The sequence below is a fragment of the Azotobacter armeniacus genome (genome assembly GCF_054779355.1).
Genome location: NZ_BAAGYK010000149.1, coordinates 1 through 975 on the forward strand (window position 1 = coordinate 1; position 975 = coordinate 975).

1 protein-coding gene is annotated in these 975 nt (G+C 62.5%); it reads left to right on the forward strand.

What is annotated here, in order from left to right:
- Nucleotides 1–298: 298 nt before the first annotated feature.
- Nucleotides 299–975, forward strand: a 677-nt coding sequence (locus ACYVD0_RS19710) for a substrate-binding domain-containing protein (RefSeq protein ID WP_460428377.1), incomplete at its 3' end; no start/stop codon positions are given.

A 975-nucleotide genomic window follows, 5' to 3' on the forward strand; every position in this document is an offset into this window, starting at 1 on the left:
CGCGGCCCGGGCACTGCAAAAGCGCGCGAAGCGGAGAATCCAACACTGCTCCCCTGCATCGCGGTACAGCAGGCTCCAGAGTCGAAAACTTCACAGCCTCTGAGATAACCCCTACCCCAGCTTGGCGCGGGCGGAGAGGGAGTCCGTCACGAACGAAATACGAAATAAAATTCTAAAATTATATTGACTGGAATTTTTTTTCCAATCAAAGTTCAACCCTGCCAGACGAACGAAGGACCGGTCCGGTTCGATCCCGAACCTGCCGGTAACCGCCAACAACAATAAACAAGGTGCCGTCATGCATACCGCCAGTTCCTCCCGGGCCTTGGCCCGCACGCGCGCAGTCCTGCTCGCAACTTTCCTGTTCCTCGCCAGTTCCGCCGCGCTGGCCGAACTCCGGATCGGCGTCACCGTCGGCCAGTTCGACCATTACGTCGCCTATCTGGTCCGCGCCATGCAGGATCACGCCAAGGGCGTTCCGGAAGGCGCCACCCTGCAGGTCGAGGACTCCGCCGGCGACCTGATCCGGCAGCTCGGCCATGTGGAGAACTTCATCGCACAGAAGGTCGACGTGATCGTCGTCAACCCCGCCGATACCGCCGCTACCGACACGATCACCGAACGCGCCACCCAGGCCGGCATTCCGCTCGTGTACCTGAACAGCCGCCCGGAGGTGAAGGACTTCCCCCTGGGCGTGGTTTTCGTCGGCACCGACGAGAGCCAGATCGGGCGGATGCAGATGGAATACCTGGCCGAGAAGCTGGGCGGTCGGGGCAGCATCGCCATCCTCCTCGGCCGCCTGGCCCACGACGACACCCGCAAGCGCACCGACGGCGTGAAGGCCATCCTCGTCAAGTACCCGCAGATCCAAGTGGTGGAGGAGCAGTCCGGCGACTGGCAGCGCGAGAGGGGCATGGACTTGATGAACAACTGGCTGCTGTCCGGCCGCGAGATCGACGCGGTGGTGGCCAACAA